Raw genomic sequence first — 14,119 nt, forward strand, 5'->3', positions numbered from 1 at the left:
AGCGGCGCGCGGCTTCGAAAGCACTTTCAGCGGTTTTGATCGCCGATTTGATTGCCAAGCGCGCTCGGGCATGCCGGCGACATTGCCGGCATGCCTTGGGCAGGTTTATCTAGCGACATTGCCCGCACACACTTTGCAGAAGTTCGGCGACTGAAATCGGATTCCCATCTCGCCGCCATTTCGACGATAATATCCGGCTTTGTCATTGTCGCCGGACCTCTAAATCCCAGTCATGAAGCTGGAAAAAATCAAACTCGCGGGCTTTAAGTCCTTTGTCGATCCGACCACGATTCCGATTCAGGGTAACCTGACCGCGATCGTCGGGCCTAACGGCTGCGGCAAGTCCAACATCATAGACGCGGTGCGTTGGGTGATGGGCGAGAGTTCGGCCAAGCATCTACGCGGCGGCAATATGGCCGACGTGATTTTCAACGGTTCGTCCGGGCGCAAGCCGGTGAGCGTGGCGTCGGTGGAATTGGTGTTCGACAACGCCGAAGGTAAGGCCGGCGGCGAGTATGCGCAATACGCGACGATTTCGATCAAGCGCCAGGTCAGCCGCGACGGCCAGTCGCAATTCATGCTGAACGGCAGTAAATGCCGGCGCAAGGACATCACCGACTTGTTTTTGGGCACCGGCCTGGGTTCGCGCAGCTATGCCATCATCGAGCAAGGCACGATCTCGCGGATGGTGGAAGCCAAGCCGGAAGATCTGAAACTGCATATCGAGGAAGCCGCCGGCGTTTCCAAATATAAGGAAAGGCGTTCGGAAACCGAAACCCGGATGCGCCATACCCGCGAGAATCTGGAGCGGTTGAACGACCTACGCGACGAGGTCGACAAGCAAATTAAGAACTTGGCCAAGCAGGCGGAAAAGGCCGAAAAATACACCGAACTCAAAAAGCAGGAGCGCCGCTTCAAGCAGGAATTGCTGGCGATGCGTTGGCAAAGCTTTCAGCGCAACGCCCAGCAACTCGAAGCCAAGCTACAGACGATCGCCGAGGAGCATAACCGCTTGTTCGTGTCGCTGCGCGATACCGAAAAGGCGATGGAGCTGAAGCGCGGCGAGCAAAAAGCCCTGCAACAACATCTGGATAGCACTCAGGCCGAATATACCGCCGTCGTGGCCGAAGTCAGCCGGCTGGAACAGGCGATCAAGCACAATCAAAAAAGCCACGAAGAAACCTTGATCGAAATCGAGCGTTTGAAGCAGCAAGCCGAACACGCCAATATCGAATGCGAGCAGGATAGACAGCAACTGGAGGAAATCCGCCAGACCTTGCTGGAAGCCGAGGAGACGATGATCGTCGCCAAGGAACGCGAGGAAGACTTGCTCGGCATCCAACAGGATGCGCATCTGCAAAAACAGCAATGGCAGTTGCGTTGGGAAGAATTCTTGGCCGAGAACGCCGGTTACCGCGAGCAGGCCGAAGTCCAGCGGACCAAATTAGTTCAGTTGGAAAATCAGAATCGTCAGTTGCAGGCCCGTTTGGATAAGTTGCGCGGCGAGCGCGGTGAGTTGGCCGATACCCAGTTGCAACTGGCTTTGGATACGCTGGATAGCAGTATCGAACTGATAGAGACCGAACGCGAACAGTTGCAGCAACAACTGGAAGCGGTGTTGCAGTGCATCGCCGAACTGCGCCCGGAGATTAAGCAATTACACGATAGCTTGCACGCCAATCGCGCCGATCTGCAGAAAGTCAACGGTAAGATCAGCTCGTTGGAATTGCTGCAGCAACACGCCATGGGCAAGGACAAAAAAGACTTGTCGGCTTGGCTGGAACAGGTCGGATTGGAGCAACAACCGCGGCTGGCCGAGTTTCTTGAGGCCGACGAGGGCTGGGAAACGGCGGTCGAAACGGTGCTGGGCAGTTATCTGGAAGCGATTTGCGTCGATAGTACCGAAACGATTCTTAGCGAGCTGCAGGAAGTGAGCAAGCAGTCGCTGATCGTGTTCGAAACTCACACCGAGCCGTCGGTCGCCGCTTTAAACGCGTTGGCCGGCAAGGTAAACAGCCGTTGGTGCCTCGATAGTTTGTTGAGCGGCATCTACTGTGCCGATTCGATGACGCAAGCCCGCCAAATGGCCTTGCAGCCGCACGAGTCGGTGGTGTTGGTGGACGGCACTTGGCTGGGCCGGGACTGGATCAAAATCAGTCGCGGTAGCGACAGCAAGGCCGGTGTGCTGCATCGCGAAAAAGAGTTGCGCGAACTGAAGCTGCGCCAGGGCGAATTGCAGATGGCGATTGCCGAGGATGAGCAGCAATTGGAACACTGCGAGCAAGCATTGAAGGCCGCCGAGAGCCATCGCGAACAATATCAACAAAAAGATAAACTGCTGGGTGCGGAACATTCGGCCAAGAGCGCCGAATTCAGCGCCCAATCGGCTCGTCTGGAACAGCAGCAACGCCGCGCCGCCCAGCTCGATCACGAAATCGAAGAGCTGAGCGGGCATCTAGGCGAAATTGTCGAAAGTATTTCCGAAGCGGAGCTGATTAAACAGGATGCCGAGCAGGCACTGGGCGATTTGGGCGAGAAGAAAGCGCAACTGGAAGAGTTGAACCGGCAAATTCAGGCTCAACAACAAAATACCGACGCCTCGGTCGGCGAGGCCCGGCATCATTTACAGCGCCTGCATGCGCAGATCGAGTCGATGAAGTCGTCCGAAGTGCTGACCGTCAAGCAAATCGAGCGTTTACAGTCTCAGCATCGGCAAGCCGCCGACCGCATCGCCGAACTGGAAAACAAGTTGCAGTTCGCACTGGCGCCGATGGACGACGAGAAAATGCAGCTCGAGGAATTGCTGGAGCGTAAACACGAGATCGAAGATCTGTTGCAATCGGAACGCAGGGCTCAACAAGCCAGCGAACAAACTGTCAGCGAGTTGGCCGAGCAATATTCCCGCAACCAACGCGAGCTCGAAAAGCAGAAAGAAGCCTTGGACAAGGTGCGCTTCGAGCAGCAGGACAGCAAGGTCAGGCAACAGACCGTCGCCGAACAATTGGCCGAAGTCGATGCCGACCCGGAAGTTATTTTGAGCGCTTTGTCGGACGGTGCCAGCGAGAGTCAGTGGAAGCGCCAGGTGGACGATCTGGCCGAGCAAATCGAGCGCTTGGGTTCGATTAATCTGACTGCGATCGAGGAATATAAAACCCAATCCGAACGGATGAAGTTTTTGAACGAGCAGCACGACGACTTGGTCGACGCGTTGAACACGCTGGACCAGGCCATCAGCAAGATAGATCGCGAAAGTCGGCAGCGTTTCAAGGAAACCTTCGACAAAATCAACGACGGACTGAAGGAAAAGTTTCCGCGCCTGTTCGGCGGCGGCCAGGCTTATCTGGAATTGACCGAGGACGACGTACTGGAGGCCGGCGTCAACATCATTGCCCGGCCGCCCGGCAAGCGCAACAGCTCGATACATTTGTTGTCCGGCGGCGAGAAGGCGCTGACCGCCGTCGCGCTGGTGTTTTCGATTTTCGACCTGAATCCGGCGCCGTTTTGCTTGCTGGACGAAGTCGATGCACCGCTAGACGACGCCAACGTGGTGCGCTTTTCCAAGATGGTCGAGGACATGTCGTCTACCGTCCAATTCTTGTATATTTCACACAACAAAGTCACGATGGAAATTGCAAAACATCTGGCAGGTGTTACCATGAAGGAACCGGGCGTGTCCCGTTTAGTGGCTGTAGATATCGATGAAGCGGTAAGCATGGCGGAAAGCTAATGGATAAAGAACTACTCAGAGTCGTGATTATTTTGATCGGCGTGCTGGTGATGATCGGCATGGTGTTGTGGCATTTCGTCAAGGGTTTGCGCGATAAACGCGCGGCCGACGATTATTACGACGACGATCGCTACGACGAAAGAGACGACGAATTCGAGGTCGAAGCCGATGAAGACGAAATGGATTTGTTCCGGGTCGGCGAAGATCTGGTGGATGGCGATGCCTTGCTCGACGATAGGGCGATTCAGCCGACGCCCAAGCAGAGCACGCCGTCGCGGCCGGAGCCGAGCGCGAGCGTAAAACCGCAACCTAGCGTAAAGCGTTCCGAGTTGCCGGCACTGATCGAATTCAGCATCGTTGCCCGCGCCGACGAGGGTTTCAAGGGAGAGGACTTGTTCGAGGCTTTCGAACGCGTCGGTTTGAAATACGGCAGCGTTAAGGTTTTCGAGCGCGTCGATAAGAACCGGATGGTGGATTTCGCGGTGGCTAGCATGGTCGATCCCGGTACCTTCCCCGACGACGATCTGGAAAACTTTTATTGTCCCGGTATTGTGTTCTTCATGCAGCCGCGCGAGGTCGAGGCACCGTTGGCGGTTTTCGACGACTTCATGGAAACCATGGACACCTTGGCCGAAGAATTGGACGGCGTGGTTTGGGATAATCAGCGCCAACCGCTGACCGCCGAAACCGTCGATCATTTCCGACAACTGATGATTAAGGCTTCCTGAACGCTCCGCCCTCGCCGCGACGGCGGTCTGCTCTTTAACCGAAATAACTCAAACGAAATCACCTGACTCAGTGGACCAGAAACATATTCGAAATTTCTCCATCATCGCCCATATCGATCACGGTAAATCGACGTTGGCGGATCGCTTCATCCAGATTTGCGGCGGGTTGAGCGACCGGGAGATGGAGTCGCAGGTGCTCGATTCGATGGATCTGGAACGCGAACGCGGCATCACGATCAAGGCGCAAAGCGTCACATTGGATTATCAAGCCGGCGACGGCGAAACCTATCAACTGAATTTCATCGATACGCCCGGCCACGTGGATTTTTCCTACGAGGTTTCCCGCTCGCTGGCGGCCTGCGAAGGCGCGCTGTTGGTGGTGGATGCCGCGCAGGGTGTCGAAGCGCAAAGCGTCGCCAATTGCTATACCGCGATCGAGCAAGGTCTGGAAGTCGTGCCGGTGTTGAACAAAATCGATTTGCCGTCGGCGGAGCCCGAGCGGGTGATGACCGAGATCGAGGATGTAATCGGTATTCCAGCCGACGAGGCTTGCCGGATCAGCGCTAAAACCGGTTTGAATGTCGAGTCGGTGCTGGAGCAGTTGATTCAAAAGATTCCTCCGCCCAGCGGCAACGAAGCAGGGCCGTTACAGGCCTTGATCATCGACTCCTGGTTCGACAACTATTTGGGGGTGGTGTCGCTGGTGCGCATTGTCAACGGCAGCCTGCGCCGCAAGCAAAAGATCACGGTGATGTCGACCGGCAAGTCCTATCTGGCGGAAAAACTGGGTGTGTTTACCCCCAAACAACTGGAAAAGCAGGATTTGGGGACTGGCGAGGTCGGTTTCGTCGTTGCCGGGATTAAGGATATCTTCGGAGCGCCGGTCGGCGACACGATTACCGGCGCCGACAATCCGGCCGCGGAAGCCTTACCGGGTTTCGAAAAAGTTCAGCCTAGGGTATTCGCCGGTTTGTATCCTGTCAGTTCCGACGATTTCGGCGCGATGCGGGAGGCGCTGGACAAGTTGCGTCTTAACGATTCGGCGTTGAATTTCGAGCCGGAGACCTCGCAAGCCTTGGGTTTCGGTTTTCGCTGCGGCTTCCTGGGCATGTTGCATATGGAAATCGTCCAGGAGCGCTTGGAGCGCGAGTACGATATCGATTTGATCACGACCGCGCCGACGGTGGTTTACGAAGTCGAGACGCATAACGGCGAAGTGTTGATGGTGGATAATCCTGCCAAGTTGCCGGATCCAGGCACCATTACCGAAGTGCGAGAACCGATCATCTTGGCGAACATTCTGGTGCCGCAAGCCTATCTGGGCAGCGTGATCAATCTGTGTATCGAAAAGCGCGGCGTACAAAAAAATATGCAATACGTCGGCGGTCAGGTGAGTTTGAACTACGAACTGCCGATGAGCGAAGTGGTACTGGATTTCTTCGATCGTCTGAAGTCGGTCAGTCGCGGCTACGCCTCGTTCGATTACGAGTTTGTCCGTTTCGAGCCGGCGCCTCTGGTGAAACTGGATGTGTTGATTAACGCCGACAAGGTCGATGCCTTGTCGATTATCGTGCATCGCGATCAGGCTCAGAATCGTGGCCGCGATCTGGTCGAGAAAATGAAAGACCTGATTCCGCGCCAGATGTACGAAGTGGCGATCCAAGCCGCGATCGGTTCCAAAATCATCGCCCGCTCCACGGTCAAGGCGATGCGGAAGAACGTGACCGCCAAGTGCTACGGCGGCGACATCACCCGTAAGAAAAAGCTGTTGGAAAAACAAAAGGCCGGCAAAAAGCGGATGAAGCAAGTGGGTAGTATCGAAATTCCGCAGGAAGCCTTTCTGGCGGTGTTGCAGGTCAACAAAGAATAGTGACGGTTTATTAGCATGGATTACGATTTTTCCTTTTTTCTAGTGGCGGCAACCTTCGTTACCGGTGTGATTTGGGGCGGATATTGGTTGTATCTGCGCCAGACTCAACAGCCCTATCCGGTCGAGAAAGAACCGGTGTTGGTGGAATACGCCCGCTCGTTTTTCCCGGTCGTGTTGATCGTGTTGCTGCTGCGTTCGTTTTTGTTCGAGCCGTTTCGGATTCCGTCCGGCTCGATGATGCCGACCCTGTTGGTCGGCGATTTCATTTTGGTGAATAAATTTACCTACGGCGTGCGCTTACCGGTGATTAATAAAAAAATCATCGAAATGAATGAACCCAAACGCGGGGATATCGTGGTGTTTCGCTTTCCGAAACAACCGTCGGTCGATTACATCAAGCGCGTGATCGGCTTGCCGGGCGACCGCATCGGTTATTTCGAAAAAGTGATTTACGTGAACGGCCAGCCGATCAAACAAGTCTCGCTGGGTCGTTATCAGGGCGTCGGTCAAGGTGTCGGCATGAGTGGAGCCGAGCGTCTGGAAGAAGATTTAATGGGCGTCGAACACTCGATTTTGATCAGCCGCGGCGTGTCGACGGTACAAGACGTATTCGTCGTGCCCGAAGGTCACTATTTTGTAATGGGCGACAATCGCGACAACAGTAACGACAGCCGCTATTGGGGGTTTGTGCCTGAAGCTAACTTGGTCGGCAAGGCGTTTTTTATCTGGATGAATTGGGATTGGGAAAATAAGGGCATTGCTTTCGATCGACTCGGCACTAGGCTACGCTAAGCCGACCGGCGGTCGATTCCTATTTAACTCGTTTGGGGACATCCTATGCCGACATCGATCAAGCATCAGCGCGGGCTGACGTTTATTTCCATCGTTTTTATTCTCGGGCTGATCGCATTCTTTACGCTATTGGTGTTGAAAATCGCGCCAATTTATATCAATCATAGTCGGGTGATGAACGCCTTGAAGGCTGTGGAAGCGACCACCGATATCGCCAGCAAGTCCAAAGCCGAGATCAAGTCCAGTTTGGAAAAACGTTTCGACTTGAACTACGTGGAATACGTTAAGCCGGAAGATGTCAAGATTGTTGCCCAACCCGGTTACGTCAGCGTCGAGATCGATTACGAGCGAGTGGAACCCATCTTTGGGAACTTAAGCGTGCTGGTGGAGTTTCACGAAGGATTCGAAGCCGGGAACAAGTGATAAAAAAGCCGGAAATACTCGCGAAAAAATTGGGATTGACCTTCCAAAATCCCGGATTGCTGGCCGTGGCCCTGACGCATCGCAGTGTCGGTGCCAAGAATAACGAGCGTCTGGAATACTTGGGCGACTCGGTGCTCGGTTTTGTCATCGCGCAAAAGTTGTACGAATCGTTTCCCGAGGCCGGCGAAGGCGTATTGAGCCGCTTGCGTGCGAGCCTGGTCAATCAGAATTCACTGGCCGAATTGGCGCGTGAGCATAATCTGGGCGAGTACTTGATACTGGGGTCCGGCGAACTGAAAAGCGGCGGTTTTCGCCGCGATTCGATACTGTCCGATGCGCTGGAAGCGATTATGGGCGCTTTGGTCGAGGATCAGGGCGTCGAGGCTTGCCGGACCTGGATATTGGGCTTGTTCGCCGACAAATTGGCCGAGCTGAAAGCCGACGATTGGGTCAAGGATCCTAAAACCCGTTTGCAGGAGTTGATGCAAGCTAAACGCAAACCCTTGCCGATTTACGAATTGGTCGCGATGTCGGGTGTCGACCACGCGCAAACCTTCGAGGTCAGGTGTAAAGTAGCCGTCACCGATCAGGTTTCCCAGGCTAGTGGTATTTCCCGTAAGAAAGCCGAACAGGCCGCGGCCGAGAAAATGTTGAATTTACTTTTGAATACGGATCAATGAACTGCGGACATGTCGCGTTAATCGGTAGGCCGAATGTCGGCAAATCCACGTTAATGAATCACTTGCTGGGACAAAAGCTCAGCATCACTTCCCGTAAACCTCAAACCACGCGTCATCGTATCCTCGGCATCAAGACCACCGGTGTCGGGCAGGCTATTTTCGTCGATACGCCCGGTATGCACCGTGATGAAAAAAGTGCTGAACCGCTATTTGAATAAAACCGCCGACAGTTCCTTGCTGGGTGTCGATTTGGTGTTATGGCTGTTGGACGGTTTGTATTGGCACGAGTACGACGAACAAATCTTCAGAAAGCTGGAGCAGGCCGGTTTACCGGTGATTTTGGTCGTGAATAAGATCGACAAGGTGAAGGACAAGCAGGCCGCGCTGGCCTTCTTTGACGAGGCGGCCAAAAAGTTTCCGTTCAAGCACATTGTGCCGGTGTCGGCGTTGAAAAGCACCAATCTCGAAGAACTGGAGCGCCAAATTATGGCTTTGTTGCCGGAGGCCGAGCCGATATTTCCGGAAGATCAAATTACAGACCGCTCGGAACGCTTTTTTGCCGCCGAGATCATCCGCGAGAAATTGACGCGCCGATTGGGTGACGAATTGCCGTATGCATTGACCGTTGAAATCGAGTTATACGAAGAACATCCCAGTCTGACGAAGATTTACGCCAATATTTGGGTTGAGCGTAGCAGTCAAAAAAGCATCGTTATCGGTAAACAGGGCGAAAACCTGAAAAAAATCGGTACCGAAGCGAGAGTGGACATCGAAAAACTGATAGACCAAAAAGTGTTTTTGCAGCTTTGGGTCAAAGTCAAAAAAGGCTGGTCGGACAACGAACGCGCCTTGCAAGGTTTGGGATTTCTCGACAGCGCGGAGTGATGTCCGACTCGACGGTTTATTTGCAGCCGGCTTATATCCTGCAACACCGGCCGTATCGGGAAACCAGTCTACTGCTCGAGGTTTTCACTCGCGACTACGGCATCGTGACGATGTTGGCGAAAGGCGTACGCAAGCAAAAATCCAAATCAGCTGGCCTGCTGCTGCCGTTCACAGCGTTGAAATTGTCGTTTTCCGATCGCGGTGAATTGAAGACTCTGGTGGGTAGCGAGTTTGTCCGCCAGTATCCCCTCGAGCGCTTGGCGTTGTATTGCGGCTTTTATGTGAACGAACTGGTCCAATTGTTTTTACATCGCCACGACCCGCACCCGGCATTGTTTGCGGTTTACCGGGCAGCATTGCGAGATTTGACCTTGGGTGTCGGTATCGAGCAAACCTTGCGTTATTTCGAATTGGATTTGCTCAGGGAGGCGGGGTACGAGGTTGAGTTGGCGGTCGCGGCGGATCGTGCGCCGATTTCGCCGCGCGAGCGCTACGACTATCGCGCCGATCAGGGCTGGGTACTTGATGCCGGTGGCCGAGCGAGCGGGACAACCTTGCTGGCCTTGGCCAAGCGAGATCGGCTTCAGGACGGCATTGCCGCCGAAGCCAAGGTGATATTGCGCCAGCTTCTGGACGGTCATCTGCGAGGGCGGCCGTTGAAGAGTCGCGAAGTGCTGGCGACGATGTTGAAACATCTATGAATAAATTCACGATAGGATGGGTAATTGCAGCGAATGACTAAGCAACCGATACTACTGGGTGTCAATATCGATCACGTCGCCACGGTGCGTCAAGCCCGCGGTACCCGATATCCCGATCCCGTGCATGCGGCCTTGATGGCCGAGCAGGCCGGAGCCGACGGAATTACCGCTCATTTGCGCGAGGATAGACGCCATATTCAGGATAGAGATATCGATTTGCTGAAGCAGGTGTTGCAGACCAAGTTGAATCTGGAGATGGCGGTCACCGATGCGATGTTGGATCTCGCTTGCCGGGTGCGGCCGCAAGCGTGTTGTTTGGTACCGGAACGCCGTGAGGAATTGACGACCGAAGGCGGTCTGGATGTCGCGGGAGCCTTGGCGCGGATGCGAGGGGCGTGTCGGCGCTTGGCCGACGTCGGCGTGGAAGTCTCGCTATTCATCGATCCCGAGCTGGCGCAGATCGATGCGGCTGTGCAGGCGGGCGCGCCGGTTGTCGAATTGCATACCGGTCGTTACGCCGATGCCGACAGTCGAGATAGTCGGCTGGCGGAATTGGAGCGCATAAAGGTCGCGGCGGAGTACGCCTATCGCGAGGGCTTGCAAGTCAATGCCGGCCACGGGTTGACCTTGAACAACGTTGAGGCGATTTGTCGAATTCCAACCATAGTCGAGTTGAATATCGGTCATGCGTTGATCGCCCAAGCATTGTTTGGCGGATTGGCGCAAGCGGTCGGCGACATGAAGCGGGTTATGCGTGAGGCGCGCGCCCAAGTTTAGCCCGATGCTGACAGAGCTGGAGTTTTATCAATTGACCGCGATAGGCAATCGCGACGTCAATCAGGATTGCATGGCGCACCGGGTGTGCGCCGACTATGCGGTTTTCGTGGTGGCCGACGGCTTAGGGGGCACCATGCCGGTGAAAAGGCGTCGCAGTTTTTTTGCCGTTTACTGGTGGCGTTGGCCGACAAATACCAGCCGCAGATTCATCTGCGCGGCGAATCGGCCGTGCAGGCTTGGATTGCCGACACGATAGGTAAAATGCGCGAGTTGTTCGCCGGCGATCCAGACGGTAGCAACGCCCATACCACCTGCGCCATTTTGTATCTGGACCCGCGTCAGGCCATCACCGCGCATTGTGGGGATTCGCGAATTTACCGGATCAATCCCGAGCGGGTGCTTTGGCGCACCAAGGATCATTCGGTGCCGCAGCAATTGTATGACGAGGGCAGAATTAGCGAGTGGGAAATGGGCGCGCATCCCGATCAGCATAAATTGACCCGCAGTATCAATGTGTTGATGCCGGCTCAGGTTGACGTAGTGCGTTGCCCGCCGATGTTGGAAGGGGAGACGTTCGTATTGTGCAGCGACGGGTTTTGGGAGTTCGTCAAGGAGCAAGAGATGCTGACCTTATCGCAACCGGACAGCGGAAAAGCAGAGCTTAGGAAAATGGCGAAAATGGCGGTGTTGCGCGCGCAAGGCCACAGCGATAACGTCACTGTTCAATGGGTGCGTAAGCTTTAAGGCAAACGTCGTGCGGCATTTTGCCTTAGGGCGTGAAAAAGGCCGAGCCGCTCGCTGAGCGGTTCGGCCTTGTCGTTTGGTCGGATAATATAGGCAGACGCTTAATGTGTTGCCAATCCGTGTTTTTGAATTCTATAAAGTAATGTATCGCGAGAGATGCCCAGCAACCTCGCCGATTTACTGCGGTTGCCCTTGGTTCGGCGCAGTGCCTGTAAGATCATGTCCGCTTCCAATGCGTCCAATTGCAGGCCAAGTTCGGGTAAGGTAAATGCTGAACTTGGATTGGCGGGGCCGCGATTAAATTCATGGGGCAGGTTTTCAGGTTCGATGACCTTGCCTGACAACAAAATGCTGAGGCGCTCGCACAGATTGCGCAGCTCGCGAACATTGCCCGGCCACTTGTAGGATTTCAAGGTCCTTAACGCGTGCCGGCTGAAAGTTGGCGGTTCCAGACTGTGGGCCGCCGAGAAATGGGTAAAGAAGTGATTCGCCAGCAGCTCAATGTCGTCGGTACGTTGATGAAGAGCCGGAATTTCAAGAGGAACCACATTCAGGCGGAAATACAAGTCCTGCCGAAATTCGCCGAAATCTATCAGTTTGCTCAGATCGGCGTTGGAAGCGGCGATGACACGGACGTTGACTTTATAGGGTTTAGTGCCTCCGACCGGAAGGCATTCGCCGGATTCCAAGAAACGCAACAATTTGGACTGAATCGAAAAGGGCAACGAGTTGATTTCGTCAAGAAATAATGTGCCGCCGTCGGCCGCTTGAAACAGGCCTTGTTTGTCGCCCACCGCGCCGGTAAACGCACCTTTTTTATGTCCGAAGATCTCGGATTCCACCAAACCTTCCGGCAATGCCGCGCAGTTTAGTGTGATGAACGGTTTGTTGGCTCTAGGGCTTTCTTTTTGGATGGCGGTGGCAAGTACTTCCTTGCCTGTGCCGGTCTCGCCTTTGATCAAAACGGTTACGTCGGTTGCCGCAACGATGCGCGCGCTACGGATTAGCGCCTCGATAGCCGGAGATTGACCGATAATAGGATCGAAATTATCCACTGCTAACCTCTCAAAACGTCGTTATATGTTCAACCCGCATTGGATTAAGCCAGGGGAAGGCCGCCAACAAAGCGAAGATGATAAACAAGGTGCCCGCGAGATGTTTTAATTGTCGGGATTTGTAAAGCCTTGTTAAGAGCGTAGTCATTATACCGACACCCATCACCGCAGGTAAAGTCCCTAGACCGAAAGTGAGCATAGTCAAGGAACTATGGATAACATTTCCGGTCGTCGCGGCCAGAGCGAGCGCCGTATATATCAAACCGCAAGGTAGCCACCCCCAGACCATCCCGAATAGGAAGGCCTGAGTACGGTTTTTTACCGGTATCAGACGGCGGCCGAAGGGTTCTATCAGTTTCCAGAAACGTGAGCCCATTTTCTCAATATAGGCGAAGCGCGGGAACCAGCCCGCTATATACAGACCGGCGCCGGCCATGATGATCGCCGACAGCAATTGCAATACCCGGTGAGCATCGCCTTGACTTAAAGGCAGGCTTAGAAAGGTCTCGAGCATGCCGGCCAGAGCGCCCGCCACGGTGTAACTGAACACTCGGCCGAGATTGTAGTTCAGGACGATGCTAAATAATTTGAGTTTGTCGTTGCGTAATTCGGGCTTCAGGCTGTAAGTCAATGATCCGATAATCGAGCCACACATGCCGATACAATGCAGGCTGCTGAGCAATCCCATGACAAAGGCGGCGAAATACGAAGCGTTGAAATCGAGATAGAGGTGCATGATGAAACCGGAGACAGACGACCGCGCGATTATAGTCGTTTTTATTTGGGACTAAGTGTCGGCGTCGCCACTCGGCGTGTCGAACGTCTGTTTATTGTGACCGCAAACTCGATTACGGCCTTGGTGTTTGGCTTGGTATAGTGCATTGTCGGCCGCGCCGAGTAATGTCGAAACGTCGTCGCGCGCGTGCGGTTGCAGGGTGGCGACGCCGATCGAAATCGTTACCAGTCGATAGGGTTCGTTGAGAATATGCGGGGTCTTCAAGTTTTCGACCGCTTGACGATACTGATCGGCCCGGATCATCGCTCCGATGGAATCGGTGTTCGGTAAGAGAATCGCAAATTCCTCGCCTCCTAGCCTGGCCACCAAATCCTCGGGACGATGGGTTGTAGTCCGCAACGACGCGGATACTTTTTTAAGGCAGTCGTCTCCGAGCGGGTGGCCGTAGTAGTCGTTGAATTGCTTGAAGTGGTCGATGTCGGCGATCAATAACGACAATGGCATGCCGTTACGTTTGCTTTGATTCCATTGGCGTTCCAACGCGGCATCGAAGGCGCGCCGATTGGGGATTTCCGTCAGTCCGTCCAAGGATGCCAGTTTTTCCAGCAAATCGGATTTGGTTTTCAACTGAATTTGAGTTTTGACCCGAGCCAGGACGATCGACGGCGAAAACGGTTTGGTGATGTAGTCGTTGCCGCCTATCCGAAAACCGTGGACTTCGTCTTCTTCGGATCGTTTGGCGGTTAAAAAAATAATCGGAATGTTGCGGGTTTTGTCGTGCGATTTGAGACGTTTGCAGATTTCATAGCCGTCCATGTCGTCGAGCATGATGTCCAGCAAGATCAAGTCGAGATCCTGCGTATTGGCGATTTGTAACGCCAAATCCCCGCGCACGGCCACTTTGACTTGATAGTGCGGTTCGAGGATGTTCTTTATCAAGTCGAGATTTTCCGGGCTATCGTCCACTGCCAGAATCTTGTGTTGATTGATGTTTTCCATGA

At 54.2% G+C, this 14,119-nt stretch carries 12 protein-coding genes and 1 pseudogene; 10 read left to right on the forward strand and 3 right to left on the reverse strand.

Annotation, left to right across the window (positions count from 1 at the left end):
• Positions 1-232 precede the first annotated feature (232 nt).
• From smc to ACP4CD_RS22860, 10 genes and pseudogenes are all read left to right on the forward strand, one after another.
• Entirely contained in the window at positions 233-3,727 is a 3,495-nt protein-coding gene (gene smc / locus ACP4CD_RS22815) for a chromosome segregation protein SMC (RefSeq protein WP_426992774.1), read from the forward strand.
• Entirely contained in the window at positions 3,727-4,455 is a 729-nt protein-coding gene (locus ACP4CD_RS22820) for a cell division protein ZipA C-terminal FtsZ-binding domain-containing protein (RefSeq protein ID WP_071155420.1), read from the forward strand. The genes smc and ACP4CD_RS22820 overlap by 1 nt, the downstream gene beginning before the upstream one ends.
• A 70-nt stretch (positions 4,456-4,525) precedes the next feature.
• Complete coding sequence (lepA, locus tag ACP4CD_RS22825) at positions 4,526-6,325, forward strand: translation elongation factor 4 (RefSeq protein ID WP_064031569.1); 1,800 nt, start codon at positions 4,526-4,528, stop codon at positions 6,323-6,325.
• A 15-nt stretch (positions 6,326-6,340) separates the two neighbouring features.
• Positions 6,341-7,117, forward strand: a complete 777-nt coding sequence (gene lepB, locus ACP4CD_RS22830) for a signal peptidase I (protein ID WP_064031568.1) — start codon at positions 6,341-6,343, stop codon at positions 7,115-7,117.
• Between the two features lie 45 nt (positions 7,118-7,162).
• On the forward strand, positions 7,163-7,540 hold the full coding sequence (locus ACP4CD_RS22835; RefSeq protein WP_071155422.1) for a DUF4845 domain-containing protein: 378 nt from the start codon (positions 7,163-7,165) through the stop codon (positions 7,538-7,540).
• Positions 7,537-8,220: a ribonuclease III gene (gene rnc / locus ACP4CD_RS22840; RefSeq protein WP_071155424.1), complete on the forward strand. Its 684-nt coding sequence runs from the start codon at positions 7,537-7,539 to the stop codon at positions 8,218-8,220. The genes ACP4CD_RS22835 and rnc overlap by 4 nt, the downstream gene beginning before the upstream one ends.
• Positions 8,217-9,105 (forward strand): annotated as a pseudogene (gene era / locus ACP4CD_RS22845) (GTPase Era). The gene rnc and the pseudogene era overlap by 4 nt, the downstream one beginning before the upstream one ends.
• A complete protein-coding gene (gene recO, locus ACP4CD_RS22850; RefSeq protein ID WP_426992776.1) occupies positions 9,105-9,806 on the forward strand; it encodes a DNA repair protein RecO in 702 nt (233 codons plus the stop codon). Before era ends, recO begins: the two are co-directional and overlap by 1 nt.
• A 33-nt stretch (positions 9,807-9,839) precedes the next feature.
• Positions 9,840-10,583 (forward strand): pyridoxine 5'-phosphate synthase, encoded by a 744-nt coding sequence (pdxJ, locus tag ACP4CD_RS22855; RefSeq protein ID WP_071155428.1) that lies wholly within the window; start codon positions 9,840-9,842, stop codon positions 10,581-10,583.
• A gap of 174 nt (positions 10,584-10,757) precedes the next feature.
• Positions 10,758-11,327, forward strand: coding sequence for a PP2C family protein-serine/threonine phosphatase (locus tag ACP4CD_RS22860; RefSeq protein WP_426992778.1), 570 nt, complete (start codon positions 10,758-10,760; stop codon positions 11,325-11,327).
• 101 nt (positions 11,328-11,428) lie between these two features.
• Here ACP4CD_RS22860 and ACP4CD_RS22865 read toward each other — a convergent pair whose 3' ends face one another.
• From ACP4CD_RS22865 to ACP4CD_RS22875, 3 genes are read right to left on the reverse strand one after another with little or no spacing between them, the layout of a single operon-like run.
• Positions 11,429-12,382, reverse strand: a complete 954-nt coding sequence (locus tag ACP4CD_RS22865) for a sigma-54 interaction domain-containing protein (protein ID WP_064031561.1) — start codon at positions 12,380-12,382, stop codon at positions 11,429-11,431.
• A gap of 10 nt (positions 12,383-12,392) precedes the next feature.
• A complete protein-coding gene (locus ACP4CD_RS22870; protein WP_064031560.1) occupies positions 12,393-13,118 on the reverse strand; it encodes a sulfite exporter TauE/SafE family protein in 726 nt (241 codons plus the stop codon).
• A 51-nt stretch (positions 13,119-13,169) separates the two neighbouring features.
• Positions 13,170-14,117, reverse strand: coding sequence for a diguanylate cyclase domain-containing protein (locus ACP4CD_RS22875; protein WP_426992780.1), 948 nt, complete (start codon positions 14,115-14,117; stop codon positions 13,170-13,172).
• Between the last annotated feature and the right edge of the window lie 2 nt (positions 14,118-14,119).

The sequence above is a fragment of the Methylomonas stagni genome (assembly GCF_050154735.1).
GTDB classification, from domain to species: Bacteria; Pseudomonadota; Gammaproteobacteria; order Methylococcales; family Methylomonadaceae; genus Methylomonas; species Methylomonas koyamae_A.

Bases quoted from the DNA above. Each gene is read 5' to 3' on its own strand.
- ACP4CD_RS22820 (WP_071155420.1), top strand. From the start codon at position 3,727: ATGGATAAAGAACTACTCAGAGTCGTGATTATTTTGATCGGCGTGCTG.
- pdxJ (WP_071155428.1), top strand. From the start codon at position 9,840: ATGACTAAGCAACCGATACTACTGGGTGTCAATATCGATCACGTCGCC.
- ACP4CD_RS22870 (WP_064031560.1), bottom strand. From the start codon at position 13,118: ATGCACCTCTATCTCGATTTCAACGCTTCGTATTTCGCCGCCTTTGTC.
- ACP4CD_RS22875 (WP_426992780.1), bottom strand. From the start codon at position 14,117: ATGGAAAACATCAATCAACACAAGATTCTGGCAGTGGACGATAGCCCG.
- recO (WP_426992776.1), top strand. From the start codon at position 9,105: ATGTCCGACTCGACGGTTTATTTGCAGCCGGCTTATATCCTGCAACAC.
- smc (WP_426992774.1), top strand. From the start codon at position 233: ATGAAGCTGGAAAAAATCAAACTCGCGGGCTTTAAGTCCTTTGTCGAT.
- ACP4CD_RS22835 (WP_071155422.1), top strand. From the start codon at position 7,163: ATGCCGACATCGATCAAGCATCAGCGCGGGCTGACGTTTATTTCCATC.
- lepB (WP_064031568.1), top strand. From the start codon at position 6,341: ATGGATTACGATTTTTCCTTTTTTCTAGTGGCGGCAACCTTCGTTACC.